This is a genomic window from Teredinibacter sp. KSP-S5-2 (assembly GCF_032773895.1).
Classification (GTDB): Bacteria; Pseudomonadota; Gammaproteobacteria; order Pseudomonadales; family Cellvibrionaceae.
Genome location: NZ_CP120416.1, coordinates 4,945,524 through 4,971,822 on the forward strand (window position 1 = coordinate 4,945,524; position 26,299 = coordinate 4,971,822).

Genomic DNA, 26,299 nt, shown 5'->3' on the forward strand with positions numbered 1-26,299 from the left:
AAAGCGGGCAGAACGCTGCCCGCTGTCGCTTGCATTAATTCGCTTGGGAGCGAGGGGTTTTATTTGTTGATGGTGGTAGTAGTGGCAATGATATTTGCGGACGTTCACCATTTAACGTATTTAAAAACGCAACGATATCACGCGTTTCTGTGTCCGTTAGGTCTTTTCCAAGTTGTATTTCCGCCATCACTTTAACCGCATCTTCCAGTTTCCAATATTGTCCGTCGTGAAAATAAGGGGCGTTTAGCGATACGTTGCGTAGCGTGGGCACTTTGAACATTAAATCGTCTGCAGGTTTTCCTGTCAGTTCTATACGACCACGTTTTTCATTTTCAGTCTGGTATGGTTTGATCAACCCCATTTTTTGAAAGCTGTTTCCCCCAACCGCTTGGCCATTGTGGCAAGCAACGCAACCTACATTTTTAAACAGTTCATAACCACTTTTTTCCTGTTGTGTTATAGCGGTTTCCTCGCCATTTAGGTATTGGTCAAAACGGCTGTTGGGTGTCAGTAGTGTTTCCTCGAAGGTGGCAATTGCATCCGTAATCGTGTCGATGGAAATGGGTTGTTTACCATACACTTTCGCAAAACGTTTTTGGTATTCTGGAATACTGGCGATTGTTTCTGTGGCGAGCTTGTGGGTTGCGCCCATTTCTATATCGTTGGCGATGGGGCCCGCGGCTTGCTCTTTCAAGTCTTTGGCTCGGCCATCCCAAAATTGCGCAATATTCAGCGAAGAGTTAAAGACTGTTGGTGCTTTAATTGGCCCAATTGTCCATTTATGGCCGATAGATGCGGGGCGATTGTCTCCTCCTCCCATAGAGAGGTTGTGACATGTGTTGCAGGAAATAATTTGTGATTTTGATAACCGCGGTTCAAAAAAAAGCATTTTCCCCAGTTCGACTTTTTCCTGATCACTGATTTTGGGGTTGGGAATAGGTTGTATTGGTTCATTCGTTTTTGCGACAGCGTAAACCTGTTGCGCAAACGAAAGGGATATGACTATTAGCCAAATAAAGTAACGCATACTTTTCTCCAAAGTCTAATGTTGTTTTACCCGATATCGTCTGGGATGATTGAAAAATTGTCAGTTAGTACGAGGCTTGGAGAGCGAAGTTAATCAGAGTTGAACGAATAATATCTAACAAATCTATAACAAATATGTCGCCAATCTATCAACTTTCTGTATAGTTTTTATTGGGTGTTTTTGTTTTATTATATTGTCGTCATAATTGACGTCTGTTGGATTTTAACATGCCTCTATTTGGAAAAATATTAACTGTGACGCTAAGCAAATTTATTTATTTGAAAAATCTAATATAAGGATTTTAAAGTTAAGCTATTGGGTGTGTAAATCTTTTGTTGAATTTTTTTTAATTTTTTACATTTGCTTTGCAGTTGAGAAATATAAGCTACATGATAATCGCTATTATTACGTGGTGTGATTTGATGGCTATAATAATGGAGCGATTTTTACGGATGGGGGTGAAAATAAAATGTTAGGTAAGTTGCTTGTTGGGGTGGTTCTGAGTGTTGTTTTTTTATCCCTAATTTTTTTTCTACTTCGTAGTCCTCAGCGAGAAGGTCCATGGTTGGTAATGCAGGAGCGATTGCCTAAAGTTACGGTTAACCAGAACACGGTGACGATTGAAAATATTCGGGATTTTCGTTATCAAAAAAATGGTGATGTTGAACGGGTTCAATACCTCACTAAGCAATATTCGCCAGACAGTTTACAGCGTGTATGGTATGGGCTGTCGCATTTTGGTGATCACGGCCTGGCGCATGCATTTTTGAGTTTTGAATTTTCTGAGGGAGAATACCTGGTTGCTTCTATTGAAGCGAGATTGAAACCAGGACAACAATATCACCCGATTAAAGGATTGTTTCGTGTATACAATCGAATGATGGTGCTGGGAACAGAGCATGATATCATTGGTTTGCGTACCCATTTCCGAAAAGAGCGAGTGTTACTTTATCCGTTAAAGCTTTCGCCAGAGCAAGCGCATGATTTATGGTCCAACATTTTGATGGACACCCAATCTATTTTTGATACTCCGGATTTTTACAACACTGCTTTGGATAATTGTATTACCGGTATACTTCAGTATACGAGTCAGTGGGAAAGGTTTTTTAATCGCTTCGATTATCGAGTTTTACTTCCAGGTTACTCAGACGAACTGGCCTATAAATATCAGTATATTGATGGGGATGGGAGCTTGCCCGAGCTGCGTTTGACAGCGCAAATACGAGATATTAAAACAATTCCGCTAGACGGAAGTTTTTCAGCTCGCGTGCGCGCAGGTTGGCAGTAAATGTTACATACAATCCGCTGTTATAGGCAGCGGATTGTATTCGGGATAAGCGAAAGCGTTTTTAAATCCAGGCCAAAGGCAATATTGCTATTGGAAACAAACTCTTTCGCGGGGGTGTGCTCAACCAAATTGAGGGAGCAGTCCCACATGTCCTTTACTTGGCCGTTCTTCGTTTCATATTTTGATAAATTACACTGACTGCTTACAGACAGTGAATTCGTCGACTGATAGGAAAGAGAGAAGGCCGTGGCTAAATGTTGTCCCAATGTTAAAGCCATGTCTGGTTGTGAAGCGGACGTTACCTGACATAGAGGTTCATCTTTCAGCGAGTAACTCATGTTAGCAAGTAAACTTGCGAACACGGCTTCACCACTCGGTGGTGTGGGTGAGCTACCGCTATGGGATATGCAACTACATCCAGTTAACAACAGTGCGACTAATGCAAGCTGTTTCATATAAATTTCCCGTAGTAAAACTCCACCGTGGTGCCGGAGGTTTTGTATGCGCCCGTAAATTTACTTTTGAAAACTTCAAGTGTATCGGCAACCACTTTATTTTGTGAGTTGCTGTAATTGTACACCTTACCACCTGTTAAGATTCCAATATGTTTTCGTGGATGGTTGCCCATGACCAATGTGTCACCGCTTTTGCTCACGTTGGAAGCCAGAGTAACAAATATGAGGCACTCTGTTAGGGCGGCAGATTTATCTTTCAATAGACCTTTGGTCAAACATTTTTTAAACAGGTCGTCAACACGTATGGTTGCGCCTTTATCTTTCTTTTGTTTATCCGCCCAGGTGAAGTTTTTACAGGTAGGCCCTGCGAATTCGTATCCCATCATGTGCGAAACAAAATGTGCACAGTGATTTTGCGAATTATTTTTGCCTAGAGTAAAAGGACAAATATCGCCAATAGATTTGTTTGCATAACTAGAGATGTTGGATGGGACGCTGGACATAAGACTGTGACTCGAATCTAGTGTGAACTTACCTCAAAACTGCTCTAAGCCGTCTATATACCGCTATCGTGTTTAATGCGTCGGGTTTATCTACTGTAAACTTTGCTAAAACGCTTCGGCCTTATTTCAACAACTCATCACAAATTGTGAGAAGAGCGTTCATTATCACAAAATGCTATCTGCTGAAATGTGAACCTGCACCCATTGTTGAAACGTTTGTTTAATTGAAAAAAGGCTGAATGGAATAAAATCGCATACTCGCTTCTTATTGTGATAGCTTCTGCGTTTTCTTCTAAATTGAATCTCCTCATTCTCTATAAAATGGTTTGAATCATTAAGGGTGGGCATCCTGCCCGAAGTTTTCCTTTTTAGCTTTTCATTCTCTAGCTTATTAGCGATTGAGTGTGTTTGTTTTTTAACTCATGAAGGTCGTGTGGTCTGATTTTTGACCCACTGTTCGATGTTCATGAATCGACAGGCCTAGTTTTTTTAACAAAGCTCTGCGACTGGCGTTTGGGCCTAATTCATTTAACGCGATGGCGACCTGGTTGTAGGCTGATATTTTGTCTTTTACGGCAACAGTCTGGTCAATATCGTAGCCGAGTGCTTTTAATACCCTGGCTTTGAAAGTGAAGCCGGCCCACTCGTTGCCACCAAGGTGTGATAGAGCTGCTTCGATCTTTAAATGGTTTGGTGTTGGGCCTTCAATACGGTACAAATCTTCTTCATTGACTAGCCCAAGGGGTCTATATATTGGTGTGTTTCTTATTTGGCTTAGCATTGTGAAATCCTGTTCTGATCCTGTGAGGAATAAAAATAGATTAGCAGTAAAATACTGTATATTCAAACAGTATTTTGGGTTGCGTTAATCAATTTTTCTATTCTGTGATGTTCCGTGTTTTGATCTGTTTTGGGGCAAAAAAAAGCGCCCTGGGGATGGGCGCGAAGAGTGGAGAGGTCGCACAAAATTCAGTGATATAAGGTTGTTGCCCACAGACCTTTTTTGGCCATTTCGCTGGCCCAAAACACATTGGGCTCCGGTGATTGCATGCACTTGATGTACACCTTCAAGCCCGATTCTGCCAGTTTTCTGGTTCCATAAGGGCCTATATCGTGGCCCTCTCGAGTGGAAAAGTACCAATCCCCGTCGACAACAAAAAAGCGATCAGTTCGAAACCAGGTTTGCTGTTGTTCGCCATTTCGATGAGTAATTCTTGGAGCGCGTTGCATATTCATCCGCCTGTGTAAATTAGCTGCCTCTGATTAAATAGTAGGCAGGTTTTGGCGTGTAAAATAGATTATGTATTTATTAAAACGGTGGCGCGAAAAAACACAAAAACATTAAAAAGGGGTTTTTAGTCATTCGAGTTAGGAAATTAGAAATGTCTAAAATTACGTGGAATATGCCTAGATAAGTGCCTTTTTTACAAGCATTTGAAGTATTTTTAAACAATCTTCTTCGAACCAGCTATTTTTTTTAAGCCAAAGTGTGTTTCTTGGGGAGGGATGGGGCAGAGGAATAATTGGCTGTGCCGAGTTTTTATTTTTGTAGTTGTTAAACCAGTTTTGCACGCGTTGGCTGAGAGTGGATTTATCCTTGCCCAAATAGTAGTTTTGGGCGTATTGCCCTACGAGTAGTGTCAGCTGAATATTGGGTAAATATTGCAAGACCTGCTTATGCCATAACGGGGCACATTCTGGTCTGGGAGGTAGATCGCCGGATTTTCCTTTTCCTGGGTAACAAAACCCCATAGGCATTATGGCTAATTGAGTCGGGTCATAAAAATCCTGGTCGTTCAGTTGCAGCCATTGTCGCAAGCGTTTTCCGCTGGGGTCATCCCAAGGGATGCCTGAAGCGTGAACTTTTGTTCCAGGAGCCTGGCCAATTAACAGAATACGAGCCTCGGGGTTAGCTATAAGCACAGGCCGCGGAGCAAAAGGTAAATGCTCTGCGCAGTGTGTGCAGGATTTTATTTCCTGAATTAATTGGTTCAGTTTTCTTTCGGACATGCTGCCTATTATCTATTAATATGCACCTTTCGGTACATAATCAGGGTTTTATCTAGTTCATGCATATTCATATTCTCGGTGTATGTGGCACGTTTATGGGGTCGCTCGCTCAGTTGGCGAAGACCATGGGGCACAAGGTGACGGGCTCAGATCTCAATGTTTATCCCCCCATGAGTACACAGTTACGCAATGCCGGTATAGATCTGATCGAGGGTTTTGATCCTGCCCAGTTAGAACCAAAGCCGGACTTGGTTGTTGTAGGGAATGTAATCAGCCGGGGTAATCCAGTGATGGAAGCTGTGCTGAATAAAGGCATCACATATACATCTGGCCCACAGTGGTTGTGCGACTTTTTATTGAAAGACAAGTGGGTGATGGCAATAGCGGGAACTCATGGTAAAACCACCACCACTTCCATGTTGGCCTGGATATTAGAATATGCGGGTATGAAACCGGGCTTTTTAATTGGTGGTGTGCCGGGTAATTTCACAACCTCTGCCCGTTTGGGTGAGACTGATTTTTTTGTCATCGAAGCCGACGAATACGATACGGCTTTTTTTGATAAGCGCTCCAAGTTTGTTCACTACCGGCCAAGAACGCTCGTGATTAATAACCTGGAATTTGATCACGCAGATATTTTTTCAAATCTCAAAGCCATTCAAACACAGTTCCATCATCTTATGCGGAGTATTCCGGGAGACGGTGTGGTGATTACACCAAGAGCTCATTCTGCAATACAAGAAGTGATTGATCTGGGGTGTTGGAGTGAGCGACAGACTATGACAACGGAAGGTGAGCAAGCGGATTGGATGTTAACTGACGTGGCCGACGATGGTAGTCGCTTCCAGGTGGTATTTCAGGGCGAGACGCAAGGCGAAGTGCATTGGGAGTTATTAGGTAAACACAATGTGGCCAATGGTTTAAGTGCGATAGCAGCAGCGAGACATGTTGGAATATCTCCAGCAGTTGCCTGCACCGCCCTTTCTACATTTAAAGGTGTTAAACGACGCTTGGAGTTGGTAGGTAAAGTTGGAAATATTTCTGTCTACGATGACTTCGCACATCACCCGACGGCCATTAGCACAACGCTTCAAGGCCTGCGTTCAAATGTCGGCGACAAAAAAATATTGGCTATTATTGAGCCGCGTTCCAACACCATGAAAAAGGGAATTCATAAAGAGCAATTGCTGACGGCCATTGAAGATGCATCGCAAACTTTTTGGTTTCAACCTTCAGGGCTAAATTGGCAGTTAGCGGATTTTGTGGAAAGTGACGTGTCGTTCGTGTGTTCTTCGGTTGATGATATTCTGCAAAAAACACAAGCTTATTGTCGATTAGCCTCTGATGAGGATGTGCATATTGTGGTGATGAGCAACGGTGGTTTTGACGGTATACATCAAAAACTGATTCAGCAATTAAGTACAGCCAACGGTTAATAATATGCAGGTAAACAACCAAGTTAAAACGGTTACTTTAGCAATAACCGGCGCTTCTGGGGCGCAATATGGTTTGCGTTTGTTACAGTGCCTGATCCAGGCTGATTGCAAAGTGTATTTGTTGATTTCTGATGCGGCAAGAATTGTTATTAATACGGAAACCGATTATACATTGCCGGAATCTTTCGAAGAGCAGTCGCAGTTCTTTCAGCAATTTACAGGGGCGAAAGATGCTCAGTTGACGCTCTTCGCAGAAAAAGATTGGTTTGCGCCAGTTGCTTCTGGTTCGAGTTCACCTTCTTCTATGGTGATATGTCCAGCCAGTGGTGGAACCATTTCGGCGATTGCAACCGGAGCAAGTAATAACCTGATTGAGCGTGCTGCCGATGTGGCATTAAAGGAGCGTCGACAGCTAATCGTTGTGCCGAGAGAAACACCCTATTCACAATTGCATCTGGAAAACATGCTTAAACTGGCTCAATTAGGGGCGATGATCATGCCCGCCAGCCCGGGCTTTTATCAGACACCGAAAACCATCGAGGATCTGGTTGATTTTGTGGTAGCGAGGATTCTGGATCAGCTAGAGGTGAAGCAGGATATTCTGCCCCGTTGGGGAGAGTGTGCAGGCAACTAGCCTTTAAGCACAGTATAAGCCGCAAAGATAAGTGCAGCGATAATGGTGAAGGCAACTGTCCAGCCGATAATTCCATTCTGTTTTTTGTAGGTTGGCTCTTCTCTGTTGCCAGGGGAAGTGGGTTTTATTTTCCACTTTTTCTCTGACGCGGGTGTGTTTGGTTCCGCTTCGGGTGGCGCGATAGCGCGTTGAATACTGGTTGACGACTTCGGCAGTTCTATACCCGGTCCAAAAACGCGAAAACTGTATACATCAAGCCGAATGCGGTCACCTGGGAAAACGTTCAGTTCACTGATTTTCTTATCGTTTACAAAGGTGCCGTTAGAGGAGTTTAAGTCTCTTAGCGTAATGCTGTCGCTATTAATGACGACGGAGGCATGTTGTCGAGACAGGTGTGTACCAGGAAAAACAATATCGCATTGCTTTCCCCTGCCGAGAATAATCGGCTCATTCGTTTCTTTTTTGATCAATGGAAACTCTTGACCGGAAAGCCAGCTGGAGTCTGCAATTAACGACCAATAATCCGATTCCTGATCCAGGTCTTCGATTAAAGGATCAATAATCTCCAGTTCGGTGTTGCCAAAGCTTAAAACATCACCACAGACAATGGGTTTTTGATTAATTCTTTGTCCATTAACATAAGTGCCTGCGTCAGTGCTCAGGTCTTTGATTAAAAACGTATCATCCTGATGTAGAATTTTGGCATGATAGTCCGCAATGTTTTCGTCATCGAGTACCAGATGATTATCAGACGCTCGGCCAATCGTAAAGGTCTTCTCCATTATCCAGAAAGGGTCTTGACGTTTGTCCTTGAACTGAAGTTTTAGCATCTTGTCTATCAACTTGAATCGGAAGTGGGCAAGTATAACTCGCAAAATCTATTTGGGAAGGCACGAAGGGAGTCCTGAGAGGCTCGTTTCACGAAAATACTTTATTTATTAAACAAATAAGCTGGGCATCTCTTCCCGAATTCCTAATACCTCTAGTGTAGAATGAAATCCTGGCATTGAAAGTAATGAGATAAAGGTGATGACAGAAAACACACAAAATAATGACGGTAGTCCGGCCTGTATTGTTATACATTACTGCTCGCTTTGTCAGTGGCAGCTTAGAGCCGCTTGGATGGCTCAGGAAATTCTGCAGACTTTTGATCCTTCGGAAGTCATGCAAGTGGCTTTGAGGCCGGGTCAGGGCGGTGTATTTCAAATATGGCGTGAGTTGCCAGATCACGGTCGGGAAATATTGTGGGATCGAAAAATCGATACGGGTTTCCCTTCTGCCAAACAATTAAAACAACGTATCCGGGATGCGGTGAATCCCACCAAATCTTTGGGACACTTGGATAAACGTTCATCTGACTAGGGGTCATTGAGTGAAAGCCATTTCCAAATTATTCAACATGTATGTTTCATTAGTAACCTGTTATCCCAAAACAGTTTTAACGGTTATTGCCGCTATTACTGTTGCTTTGGCTGTCGGGTTACCTAATTTTAAGCTGGATGCATCCGCTGACTCTTTGACCTTGGAAAATGACCGCGATCTGGATTTTTTCCGTGAGGTTTCCAAACACTATCAAAGCGGGGACTTTTTGGTTGTTACCTACAACCCTAAAGTTGATCTGTTTAGTGACCAAGCGTTAAATACGCTGGGACAGCTAAAACAAGACCTGCTGGAGATTCCCGGTGTTGCAGGTGCGAACAGTATCCTGGATGTGCCTCTGTTGTATTCACCCAAGCGAGGCTTGGCAGACATTGTTAAAAAACCACGTACGCTACTTTCTCCCGACGTTGATCGTGAACTGGCGAAACAAGAATTCTTAACCAGCCCTATATACAAGGACTTAATATTAGGGCCTGATGGGCAGACAACGGCAATTCAATTAAATCTGGCTTATGACGCAAAATATATTGAGTTGGTTCAGGAACGTGATGGTTTACGCGCAAAACGAAATCGCGGTGGTTTAAGCGAGCAGGAAGCACTGCGTTTGGAAGCGGTGAGTGCGGAGTTTTTGGATTACCGAACCAAGGCCGATGCGCGCGCTCGTGATCGGGTTGAGCAAGTGCGAAATGTGGTTGCCAAATATAAAGATGAAGCGCAAATCTATGTGGGTGGGGTATCGATGATCGCCGCCGACATGATTCAGTTTATCAAAAATGATCTGGTTGTCTTTGGTACAGCGGTCCTACTGTTTATGGCCATTACTCTCGCGGTAATTTTCCGAGCCAAGCGTTTTGTTGTGATTCCAATGATCAGCTGTGTCACGGCGGTGGTGATGATGCTTGGCTATGTGAGTTGGTTGGATTGGCGACTCACCGTCATTTCTTCCAATTTTGTGGCGTTACTGTTAATTATTTCTCTGGCAATCATTATTCACCTTGTTGTGCGCTACAGAGAGTATGTCGATGCGAACCCGGATTGGAATCGACACCAGTTGGTTGCGGCCACAGTTAAGTTTATGGCCCGTCCATGTTTTTACACTGCGCTTACGACTATTGTGGCGTTTGCGTCATTAGTGGTGAGTGGTATTCGTCCGGTTATTGATTTTGGTTGGATGATGACTATTGGTCTGGTTGTCGCGTTAATTTTAGGTTTTCTTATCTTGCCTTCAGCGCTAATGCTAATGCCGAAAGATAAACCGTCCGCCGCCGCGAATAGTGGTGAAGATCACGAACCGCTGACCATGATTTTTTCACGAATAGTGGAAAATCATGGTGGTGTTGTGTTGTTTGGTAGTGTGGTTGTTGCCGTGATGAGTGCCTGGGGTATCTCGCGCTTACAGGTGGAAAATCGATTTGTGGACTACTTTCATGACAGCACCGAAATCTATAAAGGTTTGTCCCTGATTGATCAGCAGCTGGGCGGTACAACGTCCCTCGATATTGTTGTGACATATAACCCGGAAGAAGATCGTGTTGAATTGGCTGTTGATGATGGGTTTGACGGCGAAGGCTTTGATGACGGTTTTGAATCCGATTCTGGTTTTGAAGATGAAGGATTTGATGATTTTTCTGATAACTCGGCAAAAGGAAGCAAAGATACTTTTTGGTTAACTGTTGCTGGATTGAAAAAAATCACATTACTGCATGATTACTTGGAAATGCAGCCAGAGATTGGCAAAGTAAACTCTTTGGCAATTTTGTATCAGGTAGGCAAGGATATTAACGGCGGGTTAAATGATTTTGAATTGGCTGTGATGCAACGTAAATTGCCTCCAGAAGTCGCTGGGGTTTTGATTAACCCATACTTGTACCCTGCCGGCGATCAGACCCGGATCAGTTTGCGTATTCACGATACCTTTCCTGGCTTGAATCGATCTGAGTTGGTTGAGCGAATTAAAAAGCATGTGGACGAGAGTCCAGATTTTAATGCCGACAATGTTTCTTTTACCGGCCTGCTCGTTTTATATAACAACATGCTACAAAGCTTGTTTAGCTCGCAGATTGTTACCTTAGGTGCGGTGTTTTTTGCCATTATGCTAATGTTTGTGGTGCTGTTCCGTTCGTTGAAAATTGCATTGGTCGCCATCTTTCCAAATATTCTTGCAGCGTTTTCTGTGCTGGGTGCCATGGGATTGATTGGCCTGCCATTGGATATGATGACTATTACCGTTGCCGCAATTACGGTGGGTATCGGGGTGGACGATACTATTCATTATATTCATCGCTTTAAAGAAGAGGTGCGTGTTGATGGTGATTATGTTGCCGCCATGCATCGTTCTCATCATTCTATTGGGCGAGCAATGTATTACACCTCAATTATTATTATTTTTGGTTTTGGCATTATGGTGCTCTCGGAATTTATTCCGACCATCTATTTTGGGCTGTTAACTGGTTTGGCTATGTTTTCTGCTTTGATGGGAGCGTTGTTATTATTGCCAAAACTTATTTTGATGGTGAAACCGTTTAAACTGAATTAGATAAGTCCCTTATGTGCCACGCATTTATTTTAAATGTGTATGCAGGTAAATGCGTGGTTACCCTTTCCTGAATAATAATTCCCTTTTTACTTGTATTGATAGTTCGTTTGTCGTGCTCTAATGCGTGTGCGATGGTGTTGATGTTATTCGCAAGTAGCGCGAATCAGTTTGAGTTAATGATTGGTAGTGTGAACAGAGAACATGCGAAGGAAGGGTAAACCGTCGCCATAATTCAATACAGCGACGGTTTGAACGTTTTTTTATTTAATGGCTTTAATACCTTTCTCAAGCAGAATGCACAGAAGAAAACCAACTGCTAGCCCAGCAATATTGGCGAGTATGTCGACTACCTCAGGTTGGCGGGTAGCAGTCAGTCCTTGAGAAAGCTCAATAAGGATCGAATAGGGGATGGCGAATAACAATGGCATCCAGATGTTGTAGCGACCCAGGCATGCCACCCAGGCTGACAATATTAATAAAATGTTACCGATAAAATGTAGAGCCGTGTTAGATGCGTTTATTCCAAGCGAGTCTGGGTTGGGGATTAATGATAAAGTGCTAAAGATAGCGATTGCCACTAAGAATTGTGTCTGACGAATTTTTGTTACACTGGCATTACTAATAATTGAGTTTAAATCCCGCATCTTCAATGACCTTAAACACTGTCTTTTATTTTTCCGAAAATGAAAGAAATCCTGCGCCACATTCTGTCGCAAAAAAGAAAGTTGTAAGTGGTTAATAACTGCCTAGTTAGGATTTTCAGGCAATGCTACAACAATTTTCGCTCCCCCGAGCGAGGATTCCCCAGTAGAGAGCGCTCCATTGTAGCTGCTAATGATATCTACCGCTACAGCTAATCCGATTCCCTGTCCGGCGGTTGCAGTGTCGGCTCTGGCACCACGTTTTAGAATGTCTTTGTGTAATTTTTTATCGATTCCTGGTCCGTCATCTTCGATGATGATTTGGTGAAGATGGTCTTCTTTTATTGAGCTGACACATACTTGAGTTAAACCATACTTAAACGCATTTTCCATGAGGTTACCGAAGACTTCCATAAAGTCATTTTCGTCACCGGAAATGAATAATGCTTCCTCTACATCGTTGGTGAAATGAATTTTTTTCTCTTGGTAGACTTTTTGTAATGCCTGGCTGAGTCGTCCTACCAATTTGAAAATGGACACCTTATTTTTGACTAGCGTGTGTGAGTGTAGTGTGGCTCGTTGTAGTTGGTGCGTCACAATATCCGACATGCGTTGAACCTGTTCAGTCACAGTTCGTTCAATATCGTGAGCGCTTTTGTTTGTACCGTTTTGACTGGTAGCACCTTGAATAATGGCAAGGGGGGTTTTGAGGCTGTGTGCCAAATCTGCCAGAGTGTTTTTGTATCTTTCCCTCTGTGTTTGTTCGACATTAAGTACGGTATTTAAATTGTCAGTAACAGGCTGAATTTCTCTTGGGTAGTCCCCCCTTAATCGTTTTTGTTCACCGGAATTGAGTCCAATAATATCTTTAGCCAGTGACCCTAATGGCAGTAAGCTCCAGCGAACAATTAACCATTGTGAGAACAACAAAATAACGGACATGCCTCCCAGCCATATCCATAAGGAGTTACGGTAGCGTCTGAGTTCTTTTTTTAAGGTGTCTTGAGTGTGGAGGATGTCGAAACGAAATTCTCTTTCCTTATCCAGATCCCAGATGGTTTTGTAACTGAGCAGATAGTAGTGTTTTCCCTGCCATGTAATCTGACGAAAATGAAAAACGCCGGGTTCGATCGAAGTATCGGCTCCGGGGTAAGTGAAGCGGGTATTGGTGTTTTTATCAGTCAATGTCAGGGATAGTGATCGCCAGACATTGCGGTGGTTACCGTCGCTGACTTTGGCATAAAGTCCAGAATCCGCAGAAGAAAATCGAGGTTCTGCGAATGCCGGCGGGAGCTCCAATGTGTTCTCTCCCGGCTCGGTGGAACCGATCAGCATATACATGTGAGCCTTAAGTGCGTCTTTTTCTGCGCTTAACAAGCTTTCATGGAAAACTTTATCCAGCGAGTAGCCGCTAAAACCAAGCAAAAGAGGTAAAAGTGCGGCCGCGGCAAAAAAATAGCGCGAAGACAGTGAGTTAGGAATACGCACGAGAGCTTTCCGTTAGCCTTGATCCAACGTAAATCGGTACCCTTGCCCCCGAATGGTTTTAATCGGTTTGAGTGTGCCGTCGGGGTCCAGCTTTTTACGCAGGCGACCAATAAATACTTCAATCACATTGCTGTCCCGTTCGAAATCCTGGTGGTATAGGTGCTCGGTCAATACAGTTTTGGAAATAGATTCTCCGGCGTGGAGAGCGAGATATTCGAGAGTGTTGTACTCGTAGCTGGTGAGCTCTATCACTTGCCCGCTCAGGCTGACTTGCTTGGCGGTGGTATCAATACTGATTGGGCCGAAGGTTAAGTTGGGTGAGGTATTACCAGTTGAGCGTCGAATGAGAGCGTTTACCCTGGCGTTAAGTTCTTCAGCGTGAAAAGGCTTAACCAAATAGTCGTCGGCTCCGGCTTCCAGCCCTTTAACTTTATCCTGCCAGTGTCCGCGAGCGGTGAGAACTAACACTGGGTACTTTTTGCCTTCCTCTCGCAGTTTTTTTATAAGCTCGATACCATCCATAATTGGTAAGCCGATATCAATGATGGCCAGGTCGTAGTCGAATTCGGTCGCAAAATACAAGCCTTCCTGGCCATCAGCTGCGGTGTCTATAACAAAGTCTTTATTCTTGAAATAATCCGCAAGCTGGTCGCAAATCTCTTGTTCGTCTTCAACGATAAGTAATTTCATAGGGGCCTCATTTAACCGCCACGATTGCCATTGATGGTGACAATCTTGACTCTACCTGAGTCCTGCAGCAGCTTTACTTTATAGATTGTTTTTCCGTTCTGGTTTTGCTTCTGGACGCTGAGGACCTTGCCGCCATGACGCTGTTTGGCGATCGCAGCAGCTTGGCCTTCGCTGATGACGTTATTCTGGGCTAACCATAAGTCGTGGTGAGACGGATAGGCTTTGCCTGCGTGGGAGGGAACAGCGCATAACATAATCAGCGCGGTAACCATGCCAATACAAGAGCGTGTGATAGTGCGAAAAGTCATTGTATGCTCTCTCAGGATTAAGTGAGGTGCTTCTATTTTACGCCATGACTGGCGTTTCAGCACCTCTATGCCTCGACCTGCTTTGGCTTTTACTTAGAACTGAAGTGGTGCGACCTGGACAGACACTTTCATTTTCTTGCCTGGATCGTGATCCATTTCAGTTGTATAAGACCGTCCACCATAGCGGTAGGTAACGTCATAAGCCACAACTTCGCGCTCTCTATGGCTGGTGTACGTGGTCTCACAGCGTTCAACGTTGCGGTAGGTAGTTTCCTGGTAATCACCATGGTTGTACTGAGTGGCGTTTCTATGGCTGATATCTCGACCAATGGAGGCGCCTAGAATTGAGCCAACAACGGTTCCCAATTTTTTGTTGTCGTGTCCATGCCCTACCCGGTGACCAATCGCACCGCCGATTACCGCACCAACAATCGTGCCGGTTTTGGAATTATATTGACGTCTTGGCGTATCTTCCTGAACACGTTCTACCCAGCAGCTTTCTTGAGGAACATTACGCTCGACCACTTGGTATATGGGGGTGACTTGAGTGACCCGAGCGTAATCTACAAACGAGTCGTTTGCTGATGTTGAATGGCTGAACATTGAGAGGGTTGTTAAGCCGGCAGCAATTAGCATTAGTTGTTTGTTCATGGCCTGCTCCTTAATGTGTTGAGCCAGTTGTTTAAGTTTCAGGCTCAGAATACTCCCTGGAAGCTGAATGGATGCTTAACGTTTCCGCTGAATCAATTGCCAGGCCTGTTGCAGGTTTTTTACGGTGTAATCGGCTCGAGAGAAGTCCTGGCTTTGGGAAAACGCATTTGGAATGGCGATGGTGGTTAGGCCTGCATCTTTTGCTGATTGCACACCACTTTGTGTATCTTCCAGAGCGATGGCGTGTGCGGCGGGTATTCCCAGTACTTCAAGAGCGTGTATGTACACGTCCGGAGCCGGTTTAGGATGTTTAACATCTGAGCGTGAGCATACCGCATCGAACCGGGTGTCCAGCTGGTGAGATTTCAGGGAGGCAAGTACTTCTGTTCGGGCCGCTCCGGTAGCCACAGCGGTAAGCATATTGTTCTCTTTGCAGGCTTGCAGGCATTCTTGTACATACGGCATCAAAGGGTATCGATCATTTTTTAAGTGTTCGTGAGTAAGTCGTATGTTTTCTTTGTAGAGCTCTTCGCTACTGAGCTTGGTGTTAAACCTTTGGGCAATATATTCGGCTGTCTGTGGTTTTGGTAAGCCGGAAAGTTCGCGGATGTACTCGTCTTGTTCGAAATCAACACCTTCTTTGGCGAGCATGGAGCGCCACAATTCGAAGTGCATTGCTTCAGAATCCACCAGAGTGCCATCGTGATCAAAGATTACTGCCTGAATCATATAAAATCGCTTTGTGTCGGTTTGTTGTAATGTGACGCCGTTATGAATAGCGTTGATTTATACTGCTGCTCTTCGCGAAAACCCTAGGGTCGCGGCAGTAGCGCTGGTATTATACTTGGCAAAATAATGAGGCTACGAATAAGTGTACGAAACGCGGGTCCAGTCATATAAAAACAGGTACAGCTTACGTTTTAATTTCGGCGTATTGAAGCTGGTTGGCCTGTGGAGTTGTTTGTCTTTTGTGTTGTCTGGGTGCGGCGCAGGCTGGGGCACGAAATCTGTTGTTGATGACGAAGCCTTTATCGATGTGATTACGCAGCAGACCAGAGCAATTGAAGAAGGGCACGAACAGCTTGTTATCCTGTCCGAAATGCATCGGCAGTTAAGTGAAGAGTTGGCAGAAACCAAAAAACAAGTGGATCTGCTGTACAAAAAACTGGCTGCGGCAAAAAGCATTGAACTCGCCAGTAAAAAACAAAATGTTGTCGTAAAAGAAAGCCCTCCCACGAAGAAGCAAACTAAGGAACCTCTGGATGGCAAGCTGGTCCTTGGGAGAATTGAGTGGGTATGGTTGGACTTGATGGGACAAACTCTCAAGGCCAAGGTCGATACGGGGGCTAAGTCTTCTTCTCTCAGTGCAGAGAATATTCAGGAATTTGAGCGGGACGGGCAACGCTGGGTACGTTTTAATATGCCGGAAGACCCAGATAAAAAAGTTTACGAAGCACCGCTGATCAAATATCAGAATGTCAGGCAGGCATCAGTGGAGGAAATGGATCAACGTCCAAAAGTGATGCTCGTGGTTCGTATTGGTGATTTGTCCGAGGAAACTGAATTTACACTCGCGGACAGGTCGAACATGAACTATCCGGTTCTACTTGGACGCCGATTTTTGCGTGATATTGCCGTCGTAGACGTAGCGCGAAAGTTTGTTCAGGATAAATTTGAAACCCAAAACCAAAAGGCTGTCGATAAACTAACGTCTCGATCAGATTCTCCGTGAAAAGGCACTCTCGTACCCCGTTTTATCTCCTTATAGCACTGCTCATTGTCTCCGGGTTAGCTCTGACTTGGTATCGTCATTACGCATTTGATGTTCCCTGGTTGCCAGGGGAAAAACGCCAGGTCTGGTCAATTGAAGCCAAGATCGAATTTCTTGCTCAAGGTGAGCCTATTGTTGCATCCCTGGCTATCCCCAGTAGTCAGCCTGGTTTTGAACTTATGGGGGAGCACACTGCATCGCCGGGTTACGGTTTGTCGTTTGTTGAGAAAGATGGTGGACGCAGGGCCGAGTGGTCAATCCGAAACGCCACTGGTCTGCAAACCCTCTATTATCGCATCGATATGTTATCTCTCGATTTTGAAGATTCCCCTTATCACCCCCCGTCACCGGATATTCGATTCAAGCTTAAAAAAGAAGGTCCGTATCAAACTGCTGCAGCGCAACTATTAGCTCGTGCCAAGGAACGTTCTGCAAATGCTTTCACGTTAACTCGGGAATTGATTAGCGAATTTAATACCCAAAATCAGACAGCCAGGTTTTTATTGCAGGAACAAAGCCGAACTCAATGGCTAGTGGAACTGTTGAATCTGGCTGAAATTAAATCCCGTGAGGTCTTGGTGTTGACGCTGGAAGATGGGCGTCGCAGGCAAAGTCTGCTGAGCTATTTGCAAGTTTATGACGGAGAAGAGTATCAGCTGTTTGACCCTAGAACCGGTAAGCAGGGGCAGGCGGCCAATCAGCTTTTATGGAAGTACCATTCGGACTCACTACTGGATCTTGTGGGCGGTACTCAGTCCAATGTTCACTTTTCTGTGATTGAACAGGAAGTGCCGGTAAGTCGAATGCTGGATCGGGACTTATTGTCGGATAAGCCTTTCTTGGATATATCCATTCATAGCTTACCTCTTGAAGAGCAGACTTTGTTTAAGGGGATTTTGTTGGTTCCGGTTGGTGTCTTGGTGGTTGTGTTTTTGCGTATTTTGATTGGTTTACGCACATCAGGAACCTTTATGCCGGTACTGATTGCTATCGCTTTTATCCAGACCAGTTTACTAACCGGGTTGTTGGGTTTTGTTTTGGTGGTGACAGCTGGTTTGGTTATTCGCAGTTATCTGTCACAGCTTAACCTCTTGCTTGTGGCTCGAATATCCGCCGTAATTATTTCGGTGATTGCCATTATCGCTGCGTTTTCTGTTTTATCTTTTCAGCTGGGTTTGAGTGAAGGGTTAAAAATTACCTTTTTCCCAATGATTATTTTGGCTTGGACAATTGAACGTATGTCCATTCTTTGGGAAGAGGAAGGGCCTCAGGAAGTACTTGTTCAAGTTGGAGGCTCACTATTTGTTGCACTGGTTGCCTATGTGCTAATGACCAATGAAGTGGTTCGTCATCTGACGTTCAACTTCTTGGGATTGCAGTTGGTGTTTATGGCGCTGGTGTTATTAATGGGGAACTACACTGGTTATCGCCTGTTGGAGTATCGACGTTTCAAGACGATGTTAAAGTAACCCCTTATGTCGATATTCTCTGCCTATAAAAAGCTTCATAACAGCGGCCTTCTCGGCATGAACCGACGTAACATATCCTATGTGAGTCGTTACAATCCGAGGAGCTTATTTCCGGTTGTTGATAATAAGCTCACCACCAAAAAACTTGCTCTCGAACATCAGGTCTCGGTTCCTGATTTAATTGGAGTGATTGAAGATCAGTCCGAAGTTTCCTCTTTAAAAAAATATTTACCCACCGACAAAGGATTTTGTATTAAACCGGCGAAAGGGTCCGGTGGTAAAGGTATTCTGGTTATTATCGATGTCAAAGAGGATATGTACGTTCGGCCAAATGGTGATTTGATTTCCCTGGAGGAGCTTGAACGGCATGTGTCGAATATCCTGGCGGGTTTGTTTTCGTTAGGTGGCGGCATTGACTCGACGATTATTGAATCGCTTATTGTCGTTGATCCGCTTTTGGCTAGTTATTCCTTCGAAGGTGTTCCCGATATTCGGGTGATTGTGTTTCAGGGCATTCCCGTGATGGCGATGATGCGGCTTGCCTGTGCTGCATCCCATGGCAAAGCCAATCTTCATCAGGGGGCGGTTGGTGTTGGCATTGATATCGCCACCGGTAAAGCCATTAATGCCGTCCAGAATGATGAGCTTATTTCCCTGCACCCTGATACTGGGCAAGACCTGCTGCAGTTGGAAATACCCAACTGGAATAGTTTGCTGGAACTTGCATGTTCTTGCTTTGATATGTGTGGCTTGGGGTACCTCGGTGTGGACTTGGTACTGGATTCGAAAAAAGGACCAACCTTACTTGAGTTAAATGCACGTCCAGGGTTATCAATACAAATTGCTAATGGTATTGGTTTGGTACCGAGGCTTAAAAAGGTTGAGCAGTTAACTCGGCCGGAGCGCATGTCAACGGCTGAACGAATCGCCTTTGCTCAAACTCACTTTGCTCTTGAACGCTAAACTCCCCTGTTTTTCCTCGTTTTTTTATCCCTTTTCCTGACAAAATTTATAAATAAGGCGTAAATTCAAGGGTTCTCTGGGTATAATGCCGGGTTTACAGTCGCATAGTAAAAGGTAATCGCTGGTAATGTCCGTCATTGAGTACATGAAAAATATTGGTCAGCAGGCCAGAGCTGCTTCTCGAGAGATGATGTCCGCAACAACTGGGCAGAAGAATGCGGCCCTGTTGGCTATCGCCGATGCATTGGTGGAATCACGAGATAAAGTGATCGCGGAAAACGCTATTGATTTAAAAAATGGTAAAGAAAAGGGCTTGGATGCAGCCTTATTAGACCGTTTGGAACTCACTCCCTCACGCTTTGATGCTATGGTGGAAGGTCTGCAGCAAGTGGCTGCGCTACCTGATCCCTGCGGTGAAATTACCGATATGAAATATCGTCCATCAGGCATCCAGGTGGGCAAAATGCGTGTTCCTCTGGGGGTTGTCGGTATTATCTATGAGTCTCGACCCAATGTGACGATTGATGCGGCCAGTTTATGTTTAAAGTCGGGCAACGCCACTATCTTAAGAGGTGGAAGCGAAGCGATTCATTCCAATCGGGCAATTGCTGAGTGTGTTAGAACCGGCCTTGAGCGCGCAGGTTTACCAGGAGCCGCAGTACAGGTTATCGAAACCACAGACCGTGCCGCCGTCGGCGAATTGATTACTATGCCGGAATATGTCGATGTGATTGTTCCTCGGGGAGGGAAAGGTCTTATTGAGCGTATATCCAATGATGCAAAAGTTGCCGTGATCAAGCATTTGGATGGCATTTGCCACGTTTACATCGACAAAACAGCAAATTTGGATAAAGCCTTTGATGTTGCTTTGAATAGCAAAACGCACCGATACGGTGTGTGCAATGCAATGGAAACCTTATTGGTGGATGAAAGTATTGCCGATGCAATTTTGCCTCGTCTGCTGGATGCTTACGTCGAAAAAGGTGTTGAGTTGCGCGGTTGCGCCAAAACAACAGCAAAATTCTCTGGCTTAATTTCGGCAACCGACGAAGATTGGGACACCGAGTATCTTGCGCCTATATTGTCGATAAAACTGGTTTCCGGCATCGATGAGGCCATTGATCATATCAACCGTCATAGTTCGCAACATACTGAAAGTATTATTACGGAAGACTATACCCTGGCCAGACGTTTTATGACCGAGGTGGATTCCAGTTCGGTGATGGTGAACGCATCGACACGTTTTGCCGATGGTTTTCAGTATGGGCTTGGTGCGGAAATTGGTATTTCCACCGATAAAATCCATGCGCGCGGTCCAGTGGGGTTGGAAGGATTGACCTCCCAAAAATGGATTGTGCTGGGGGACGGTCACATCCTGTCTTAAACCCCATGTGAGGTTCAACTTGATTGCGATTTTGGGGGGCAGTTTCGACCCTGTTCACAATGGGCATTTATCTTTGGCGGCAGATGCTGTACAGCAGGTAGATGCTCAACAACTCAGGTTTGTTCCCTGTCATGTGCCGCCCCATAAAGAATCTCTGTGGGCGACTAACGAGCAGCGTGTAGCGATGTTGCACTTGGCACTTGGCGAATATAACGGCATAGGGCATGCTGAGGTAGATACGCGAGAGCTGGAAAAAACCGATGTTTCCTATACCGTGGAAACGCTTGAGCAACTCCGCCACGAGTTAGGACAAGGCCAGCCTTTAGTCTTCATTCTTGGTTGGGACTCTTTCCGTGCTCTACCAAATTGGTATCGCTGGCAGGAATTGCTGTCCCTAACGAATATTGCCGTTGCCGGTCGACCTGGAATTAAACAGGATCAGTTACCTGCAGAGATTGAGCGATTGCAGGAAAAAATGGTAAAGCCAGATCAATTGCACTATTCCCCCTGTGGTTATATTGCAGCGTTGGAAACTCGTCCAGTGGATGTTTCATCCACGACGATTCGTACTTTACTGAAAAAAAGAGATAGTAGAGCCAGAGACCTTATGCCAAAGAGTGTCTATGGTTATATTCAGGAACATCAACTTTATTTATAAGTTGGTTAATTTTTTTAGCGGAATGATTGTTTTACATGACTGAGAATTTACAAGATTTAATCACTAACGCATTGGATGATTTAAAAGGTGGAGATATCCAAACGCTGGATGTAACCGAATTAAGTGATGTGATGGATTTCCTCATCATTGCTACTGGTACCTCCAATCGCCATGTTAAGTCTCTGGCCAATAATGCGATTGAAGAGGCAAAAGAAAAAGGCATTCGTCCCATCGGGGTTGAAGGTATGGACGCTGGTGAATGGGTGCTAGTGGACTTTGGCGATACGGTTTTGCACGTTATGCAGCAAAGCACGCGCGATTTTTATGAGTTGGAAAAACTCTGGTCGACCGAACCCGCAACGAGAAAGCACGATCAGGAAAAATAGAGGTTGGTGTGAAGCTGAGTATCGTTGCCGTGGGCACAAAAATGCCCAAATGGGTACAACAAGGTTATGAGGAATATGCAAAGCGGTTACCGCGAGAGCTGACGCCACACCTTGTTGAACTTGCGGTGGCGAATCGGGGGAAAAACGCCAACATTGAAAAGCTCAAACAGCAGGAAAGCGAACAGATTTTATCGAGCTTGCCGCGACAGGGGCGCGTTGTTGCCTTGGATGTCTTGGGCAAGAAAATCAGTACCGAGCAGTTAGCAAAAAAAATGGCTGATTGGCAGATGGTTGGAGACGATGTCAGCATCGTCATCGGTGGGCCAGATGGCTTGTCCCGTGAATGTTTGAATCATGCGGACGAAAAATGGTCACTATCTGATATGACTCTGCCACACCCTCTTGTTCGTATTGTTTTGATCGAACAGTTGTATCGGGCCTGGTCGATTTTACAGAATCATCCTTATCATAAATAAAAGGTTTGGCTGCATTGTTTGCGTTTGATGCGTTTTTTGAATCGGAGCAGTTGCTTTATCTCGCGGCAGGGGGACATATGCCGTGAAGTGGGCCGGTACAGAAATATATCATTTTCGCGATCATCACCACGAAGAACGCGTCATTAATAACCGAATCCTGTTTTCTGCGATCTTCGTCTTTATCTGCATCCTTGTTTTATTAGCCCGCTTTTATTCACTGCAGATTGTTAAATATCAGGACTTTGTTACCCAATCGGATAAAAATCGAATCCAGGTTCGTCCAATGCCGCCTAACAGGGGGTTGATCTTTGACGGTGCGGGCGAACTCCTTGCGGATAATCGGCCAAGTTTCACGCTTTCCATCGTCAAAGAGCGAGCGGGCAATATTGATACATTGATAGAGCGTCTGGCCGCTGTTATTGAAATTACCGATAAAGATAAGGAAAATTTTTATAAATTCTTAAAGCAGAGACGGCGCCCATATGAAGCTGTTGCCCTGCGTTATCGCTTAACCGAAGAGGAAATGGCTCGGTTGGCGGTGGATGCGCACGAATACCAAGGGGTGAAAATCGAAGCGCAGCTTGTTCGCTATTACCCGCAAGGGGATCTCTTTGCGCACACCATAGGCTATGTCGGACGTATAAATGCGCGCGAGCAGGCCTCATTCAGTGAGGACGATTACGCTCGTTATAGTGGTACTCACAGCATCGGGAAAATCGGGCTGGAAAAATTTTACGAAGATGCGTTGTTGGGAAAAGTTGGCTACGAAAATATCGAAACCAATGCTCATGGTCGCGTGCTCCGGGTTGTGGACGAAACACCACCCGAGCCAGGTAAAAATATCGAATTATTTCTGCGTTCTGAGCTGCAAGCCGCTGCTGCCAAACAGTTGGAGGGTAAGCGTGGCTCGGTTGTGGCAATTGATGTGGCGACCGGTGGTGTATTGGCGATGGTCAGTGCGCCAAGCTATAACCCGAATCTTTTCGTAACCGGTATTAGCTACGCCGATTACAACGAACTAAATCGTTCCCGTGATTTGCCATTGTTTAATCGCAGTATTCAGGGGCAGTATCCTCCAGGGTCGACATTAAAACCCATGCTCGGCTTGGGTGGCCTGCATCATCAGGTTGTTACCTATCAAACACGAATCAGTGACCCTGGTTATTATCAGTTGGAAAACGACGAACGCTTATATCGAGACTGGAAAAAAGGCGGGCACGGTAACCGCGTCGACCTTCACCAGGCGATTGTTGAATCCTGCGATACCTATTTTTACGACATGGCATTCCGTATGGGCATTGACCGAATGCATGAATTTGGAATCCATTATGGTTTGGGTGAGCGTACAGGGTTGGATATTCCCAGTGAGCGCAGTGGGCTGTGGCCATCCCGAGCCTGGAAGCGTGCAAGGCGCAACCTGCACTGGTTTCCCGGCGACAGTCTGAATGTGAGTATTGGTCAGGGAGATGTTCTGGCAACGCCACTCCAGTTGGCGGTTATGACCGCGACACTGGCTTCAAGAGGCAAGCTTATCCAGCCTCGTCTGGCAAAAAGCATTGGCGGTCAACCAACCGAAATGGTGGTGTTAGGCCAGCAACAGGTTGCCAGTGAATACTGGGATTACATTATTAAATCCATGGAAGATGTTGTGCACAGCCGGCGGGGAACAGCCAAAATAATCAGCCGTAAAATAGGCTATCGCATGGCGGGGAAAACCGGAACGGCTCAGGTGGTGGGGATCGCGCAAGATGCTGAATATGACCGGGATAAGCTGGAAGAGCGTCAGTGGGACCACGCTCTGTTCATTGGCTTCGCGCCGGTAGAGAACCCCGAAATTGCGATCGCTGTGATTGTCGAAAACGGTGAGCATGGTTCCAGTCAAGCATCACCGGTGGCAAGAGCTGTCGCTGATGAGTACTTTAAAAAGGTGCGTAAATAATGTCGGGGCGAGGTCAGGATTTTGTTCGGCAGCTGCCGGATTCAGCGCATCATTTCGGCCGTTCGGTCGGTTTTTTACGACGTATTCATATCGACCCGTTCCTGATGTTGGTGCTCATTGTTTTAACTCTGTTCGGCCTGATGGTGTTGTATTCGGGCAGTGGGCAAGACGAAGCCATGGTTCGTCGCCAGATAGTGTTCTATGTTGTGGGTTACTCCGTCATGTTTTCCGCGGCGCAACTGGATATGTCCACGCTAAGGCGTTGGGCCCCCTGGTTTTATGCCGTTGGCGTGGTTCTACTGGTGTTGATCTTCGTTGTCGGTGTCGGTGCCAAAGGAGCCAAACGTTGGATCAGCCTCGGGTTCTTCCGCTTTCAACCGTCTGAAATTCTGAAGTTGGCGGTGCCCATCACCGTTGCGGCTTACTTTGCAACGCGTGTTATTCCGCCGAGGCCGAAAAATATTTTTTGGTGCCTGGTGATTATTGGTTTGCCTTCGGTATTAATTTTAAAGCAGCCGGACCTGGGAACTTCAATCCTTATTGCGGCTTCGGGCTTGATAGGTTTATTCCTCGCAGGGATTCGCTGGCGCTATATCTTCGGAAGTTTAATCGCGATACTCGCCAGCCTCTGGCCTATGTGGCATTTCGTGATGAAGGATTACCAAAAGCGGCGGGTGTTAACCATGCTGGACCCTGAAGCGGATAAACTGGGGGCGGGCTGGAATATTATTCAGTCCAAAACCGCAATCGGTTCCGGCGGGATTTACGGTAAAGGCTGGCTCAATGGTACGCAGTCGCAACTGGACTTTCTCCCCGAAAGTCATACGGATTTTATTATTGCGGTACTGGCCGAAGAATTCGGTTTAATTGGTGTGATGTTTTTGTTAACCATGTATCTGCTCATTGTTGGGCGGGGGTTGACCATTGCATGGAATGCGCAAAACCTATTTAACCGAATTTTAGCGGGGAGTATAACGCTCACTTTTTTTGTCTATGTCTTTGTTAATATTGGTATGGTTACCGGATTATTACCGGTAGTTGGTGTACCTTTACCTTTGGTTAGTCTTGGTGGGACTTCAATTGTGACGTTGTTAACAGGGTTTGGCATACTCATGGCCATTGCAACAGAAAAGAAAAAAGTCACCACTTAGTACTGTTTTTTCCCGTTTAATGAATTAGGTAAGTATCTATTAATGTTGTATTACCCAGCCTTATTTAAGCGCATACAAAATGTAATGACATTTTCTGCTTTGTTGTTGTCGAGTGTTATTGCTCAAGCAGATTACTCCAAACACGAACTGGCCGAACCATTTGTTGAAAGCATGGTAAAAGAGCATGGCTTTCAGGCGGATTTTGTTCGTTCTGTTTTGGCCAAAGCAGAAAAAAAACAATCTATTCTGGATGCGATTTCTCGCCCGGCGGAAAAAACCAAAGAGTGGAAAGATTACCGAAAAATATTTTTGGATAATCAGCGTATTAACCAAGGCGTAAAATTCTGGAAAGAAAACGCGCAAGCAATTGATAAAGCCGCGCAAGAGTATGGTGTCAGCCCGGAAATTATCGTTTCTATTATTGGTGTGGAAACACGCTATGGTCGCCTGGCGGGGCGATATCGAGTGGTTGATGCATTATCAACCCTGGCATTTGATTACCCCAAAAGATCGGCATTTTTCACTAAAGAGCTAAAGAACTTTTTCATCCTTATTAAAGAGCAAGAGCTTGACCCTACCAGCTTGTATGGTTCATACGCTGGTGCAATGGGATATGGCCAGTTTATGCCGAGTAGTTTTCTTGCCTACGCGGTCGACTTTGATGGCGATAATAAGAAAGATATCTGGCAGAACCCAACCGATGCCATTGGCAGTGTTGCCAACTACTTCAAGCGGCACGGGTGGCAGCCGGAAGGTCCCGTTGCTACGCGTGTGAGAGTGACAGACAACTATGATCAAAAGTTGGTAAACCAGGGTGGTCGCCCAAGTTTAACCATAGTGGAAGCCAAGTCCTTGGGGTTTACTCCGGTGGTTAAAGGTTTGGATACTTCGTTAGCCGTAATGCCTCTGCGCTACCAAGGCGTTCACGGTACTGAATTTTGGTTAGGTTTTGATAACTTCTACGTTATTACCCGATACAACCGCAGCCGTTTATATGCCATGGCCGTCTGGCAACTGGCAGAAGAAATTAAAGAAAAATATATACAGTAATTTGA

General features: G+C 45.1%; 28 protein-coding genes. 15 read left to right on the top strand and 13 right to left on the bottom strand.

Going from position 1 to position 26,299, the window contains the following annotated elements; translation table 11 throughout:
- Positions 1 to 34: 34 nt before the first annotated feature.
- The gene (locus P5V12_RS21305; protein WP_316955100.1) at positions 35 to 1,027 is read right to left on the bottom strand and encodes a cytochrome-c peroxidase; all 993 of its coding nucleotides are present in this window, start codon (positions 1,025 to 1,027) and stop codon (positions 35 to 37) included.
- A 469-nt stretch (positions 1,028 to 1,496) separates the two neighbouring features.
- Here P5V12_RS21305 and P5V12_RS21310 point away from each other — a divergent pair, with 469 nt between their 5' ends.
- Complete coding sequence (locus P5V12_RS21310) at positions 1,497 to 2,315, top strand: DUF4105 domain-containing protein (protein WP_316955101.1); 819 nt, start codon at positions 1,497 to 1,499, stop codon at positions 2,313 to 2,315.
- Between the two features lie 20 nt (positions 2,316 to 2,335).
- On the opposite strand, the gene P5V12_RS21315 is transcribed toward P5V12_RS21310, so the two are convergent.
- The 5 genes from P5V12_RS21315 to P5V12_RS21335 form a co-directional block, all read right to left on the bottom strand.
- On the bottom strand, positions 2,336 to 2,770 hold the full coding sequence (locus tag P5V12_RS21315) for a hypothetical protein (RefSeq protein WP_316955102.1): 435 nt from the start codon (positions 2,768 to 2,770) through the stop codon (positions 2,336 to 2,338).
- Positions 2,767 to 3,156 (bottom strand): hypothetical protein, encoded by a 390-nt coding sequence (locus P5V12_RS21320; RefSeq protein ID WP_316955103.1) that lies wholly within the window; start codon positions 3,154 to 3,156, stop codon positions 2,767 to 2,769. The genes P5V12_RS21315 and P5V12_RS21320 overlap by 4 nt, the downstream gene beginning before the upstream one ends.
- A gap of 532 nt (positions 3,157 to 3,688) precedes the next feature.
- A complete protein-coding gene (locus P5V12_RS21325) occupies positions 3,689 to 4,054 on the bottom strand; it encodes a hypothetical protein (protein WP_316955104.1) in 366 nt (121 codons plus the stop codon).
- A gap of 188 nt (positions 4,055 to 4,242) precedes the next feature.
- The gene (locus P5V12_RS21330) at positions 4,243 to 4,503 is read right to left on the bottom strand and encodes a DUF6316 family protein (RefSeq protein WP_316955105.1); all 261 of its coding nucleotides are present in this window, start codon (positions 4,501 to 4,503) and stop codon (positions 4,243 to 4,245) included.
- Positions 4,504 to 4,680: 177 nt separating this feature from the next.
- A complete protein-coding gene (locus P5V12_RS21335) occupies positions 4,681 to 5,283 on the bottom strand; it encodes a uracil-DNA glycosylase family protein (protein WP_316955106.1) in 603 nt (200 codons plus the stop codon).
- Between the two features lie 59 nt (positions 5,284 to 5,342).
- Between P5V12_RS21335 and mpl the strand changes: the two genes are divergently transcribed.
- Positions 5,343 to 6,719, top strand: coding sequence for a UDP-N-acetylmuramate:L-alanyl-gamma-D-glutamyl-meso-diaminopimelate ligase (mpl, locus tag P5V12_RS21340; protein WP_316955107.1), 1,377 nt, complete (start codon positions 5,343 to 5,345; stop codon positions 6,717 to 6,719).
- 4 nt (positions 6,720 to 6,723) lie between these two features.
- Complete coding sequence (locus P5V12_RS21345) at positions 6,724 to 7,353, top strand: flavin prenyltransferase UbiX (protein ID WP_316955108.1); 630 nt, start codon at positions 6,724 to 6,726, stop codon at positions 7,351 to 7,353.
- Here the strand turns inward: P5V12_RS21345 and P5V12_RS21350 are convergent.
- Entirely contained in the window at positions 7,350 to 8,183 is an 834-nt protein-coding gene (locus tag P5V12_RS21350; RefSeq protein ID WP_316955109.1) for an FHA domain-containing protein, read from the bottom strand. The two genes, P5V12_RS21345 and P5V12_RS21350, sit on opposite strands and share 4 nt — an antisense overlap.
- A gap of 199 nt (positions 8,184 to 8,382) precedes the next feature.
- Here P5V12_RS21350 and P5V12_RS21355 point away from each other — a divergent pair, with 199 nt between their 5' ends.
- Positions 8,383 to 8,715 (top strand): SelT/SelW/SelH family protein, encoded by a 333-nt coding sequence (locus P5V12_RS21355; RefSeq protein WP_316957467.1) that lies wholly within the window; start codon positions 8,383 to 8,385, stop codon positions 8,713 to 8,715.
- A gap of 37 nt (positions 8,716 to 8,752) precedes the next feature.
- Positions 8,753 to 11,269, top strand: coding sequence for an efflux RND transporter permease subunit (locus P5V12_RS21360; RefSeq protein ID WP_410483350.1), 2,517 nt, complete (start codon positions 8,753 to 8,755; stop codon positions 11,267 to 11,269).
- A gap of 260 nt (positions 11,270 to 11,529) precedes the next feature.
- On the opposite strand, the gene P5V12_RS21365 is transcribed toward P5V12_RS21360, so the two are convergent.
- The 6 genes from P5V12_RS21365 to P5V12_RS21390 form a co-directional block, all read right to left on the bottom strand.
- A complete protein-coding gene (locus P5V12_RS21365) occupies positions 11,530 to 11,913 on the bottom strand; it encodes a VanZ family protein (protein WP_316955111.1) in 384 nt (127 codons plus the stop codon).
- Positions 11,914 to 12,015: 102 nt separating this feature from the next.
- A complete protein-coding gene (locus tag P5V12_RS21370; RefSeq protein ID WP_316955112.1) occupies positions 12,016 to 13,398 on the bottom strand; it encodes an ATP-binding protein in 1,383 nt (460 codons plus the stop codon).
- Positions 13,399 to 13,410: 12 nt separating this feature from the next.
- Complete coding sequence (locus P5V12_RS21375) at positions 13,411 to 14,088, bottom strand: response regulator transcription factor (protein WP_316955113.1); 678 nt, start codon at positions 14,086 to 14,088, stop codon at positions 13,411 to 13,413.
- Between the two features lie 11 nt (positions 14,089 to 14,099).
- The gene (locus P5V12_RS21380; protein ID WP_316955114.1) at positions 14,100 to 14,396 is read right to left on the bottom strand and encodes a PepSY domain-containing protein; all 297 of its coding nucleotides are present in this window, start codon (positions 14,394 to 14,396) and stop codon (positions 14,100 to 14,102) included.
- A gap of 93 nt (positions 14,397 to 14,489) precedes the next feature.
- Positions 14,490 to 15,047: a glycine zipper 2TM domain-containing protein gene (locus P5V12_RS21385; protein WP_316955115.1), complete on the bottom strand. Its 558-nt coding sequence runs from the start codon at positions 15,045 to 15,047 to the stop codon at positions 14,490 to 14,492.
- 75 nt (positions 15,048 to 15,122) lie between these two features.
- Positions 15,123 to 15,776, bottom strand: a complete 654-nt coding sequence (locus P5V12_RS21390) for an HAD family phosphatase (protein WP_316955116.1) — start codon at positions 15,774 to 15,776, stop codon at positions 15,123 to 15,125.
- Positions 15,777 to 15,918: 142 nt separating this feature from the next.
- Here P5V12_RS21390 and P5V12_RS21395 point away from each other — a divergent pair, with 142 nt between their 5' ends.
- From P5V12_RS21395 to mltB, 10 genes are all read left to right on the top strand, one after another.
- Positions 15,919 to 16,779, top strand: coding sequence for an ATP-dependent zinc protease (locus tag P5V12_RS21395; protein WP_316955117.1), 861 nt, complete (start codon positions 15,919 to 15,921; stop codon positions 16,777 to 16,779).
- A complete protein-coding gene (locus P5V12_RS21400) occupies positions 16,776 to 18,287 on the top strand; it encodes an inactive transglutaminase family protein (RefSeq protein ID WP_316955118.1) in 1,512 nt (503 codons plus the stop codon). The genes P5V12_RS21395 and P5V12_RS21400 overlap by 4 nt, the downstream gene beginning before the upstream one ends.
- A 6-nt stretch (positions 18,288 to 18,293) precedes the next feature.
- A complete protein-coding gene (locus tag P5V12_RS21405) occupies positions 18,294 to 19,250 on the top strand; it encodes an alpha-L-glutamate ligase-like protein (RefSeq protein WP_316955119.1) in 957 nt (318 codons plus the stop codon).
- A gap of 127 nt (positions 19,251 to 19,377) precedes the next feature.
- On the top strand, positions 19,378 to 20,634 hold the full coding sequence (locus P5V12_RS21410) for a glutamate-5-semialdehyde dehydrogenase (RefSeq protein WP_316955120.1): 1,257 nt from the start codon (positions 19,378 to 19,380) through the stop codon (positions 20,632 to 20,634).
- Positions 20,635 to 20,653: 19 nt separating this feature from the next.
- Positions 20,654 to 21,292, top strand: coding sequence for a nicotinate-nucleotide adenylyltransferase (gene nadD / locus P5V12_RS21415; RefSeq protein WP_316955121.1), 639 nt, complete (start codon positions 20,654 to 20,656; stop codon positions 21,290 to 21,292).
- A 35-nt stretch (positions 21,293 to 21,327) separates the two neighbouring features.
- The gene (gene rsfS / locus P5V12_RS21420) at positions 21,328 to 21,678 is read left to right on the top strand and encodes a ribosome silencing factor (RefSeq protein WP_316955122.1); all 351 of its coding nucleotides are present in this window, start codon (positions 21,328 to 21,330) and stop codon (positions 21,676 to 21,678) included.
- 8 nt (positions 21,679 to 21,686) lie between these two features.
- Positions 21,687 to 22,154 (top strand): 23S rRNA (pseudouridine(1915)-N(3))-methyltransferase RlmH, encoded by a 468-nt coding sequence (gene rlmH, locus P5V12_RS21425; protein WP_316955123.1) that lies wholly within the window; start codon positions 21,687 to 21,689, stop codon positions 22,152 to 22,154.
- 82 nt (positions 22,155 to 22,236) lie between these two features.
- Complete coding sequence (mrdA, locus tag P5V12_RS21430; RefSeq protein WP_316955124.1) at positions 22,237 to 24,093, top strand: penicillin-binding protein 2; 1,857 nt, start codon at positions 22,237 to 22,239, stop codon at positions 24,091 to 24,093.
- Positions 24,093 to 25,244 (top strand): rod shape-determining protein RodA, encoded by a 1,152-nt coding sequence (gene rodA, locus P5V12_RS21435; RefSeq protein ID WP_316955125.1) that lies wholly within the window; start codon positions 24,093 to 24,095, stop codon positions 25,242 to 25,244. Before mrdA ends, rodA begins: the two co-directional genes overlap by 1 nt.
- 42 nt (positions 25,245 to 25,286) lie before the next feature.
- On the top strand, positions 25,287 to 26,294 hold the full coding sequence (gene mltB / locus P5V12_RS21440; protein ID WP_316955126.1) for a lytic murein transglycosylase B: 1,008 nt from the start codon (positions 25,287 to 25,289) through the stop codon (positions 26,292 to 26,294).
- Positions 26,295 to 26,299: the final 5 nt, after the last annotated feature.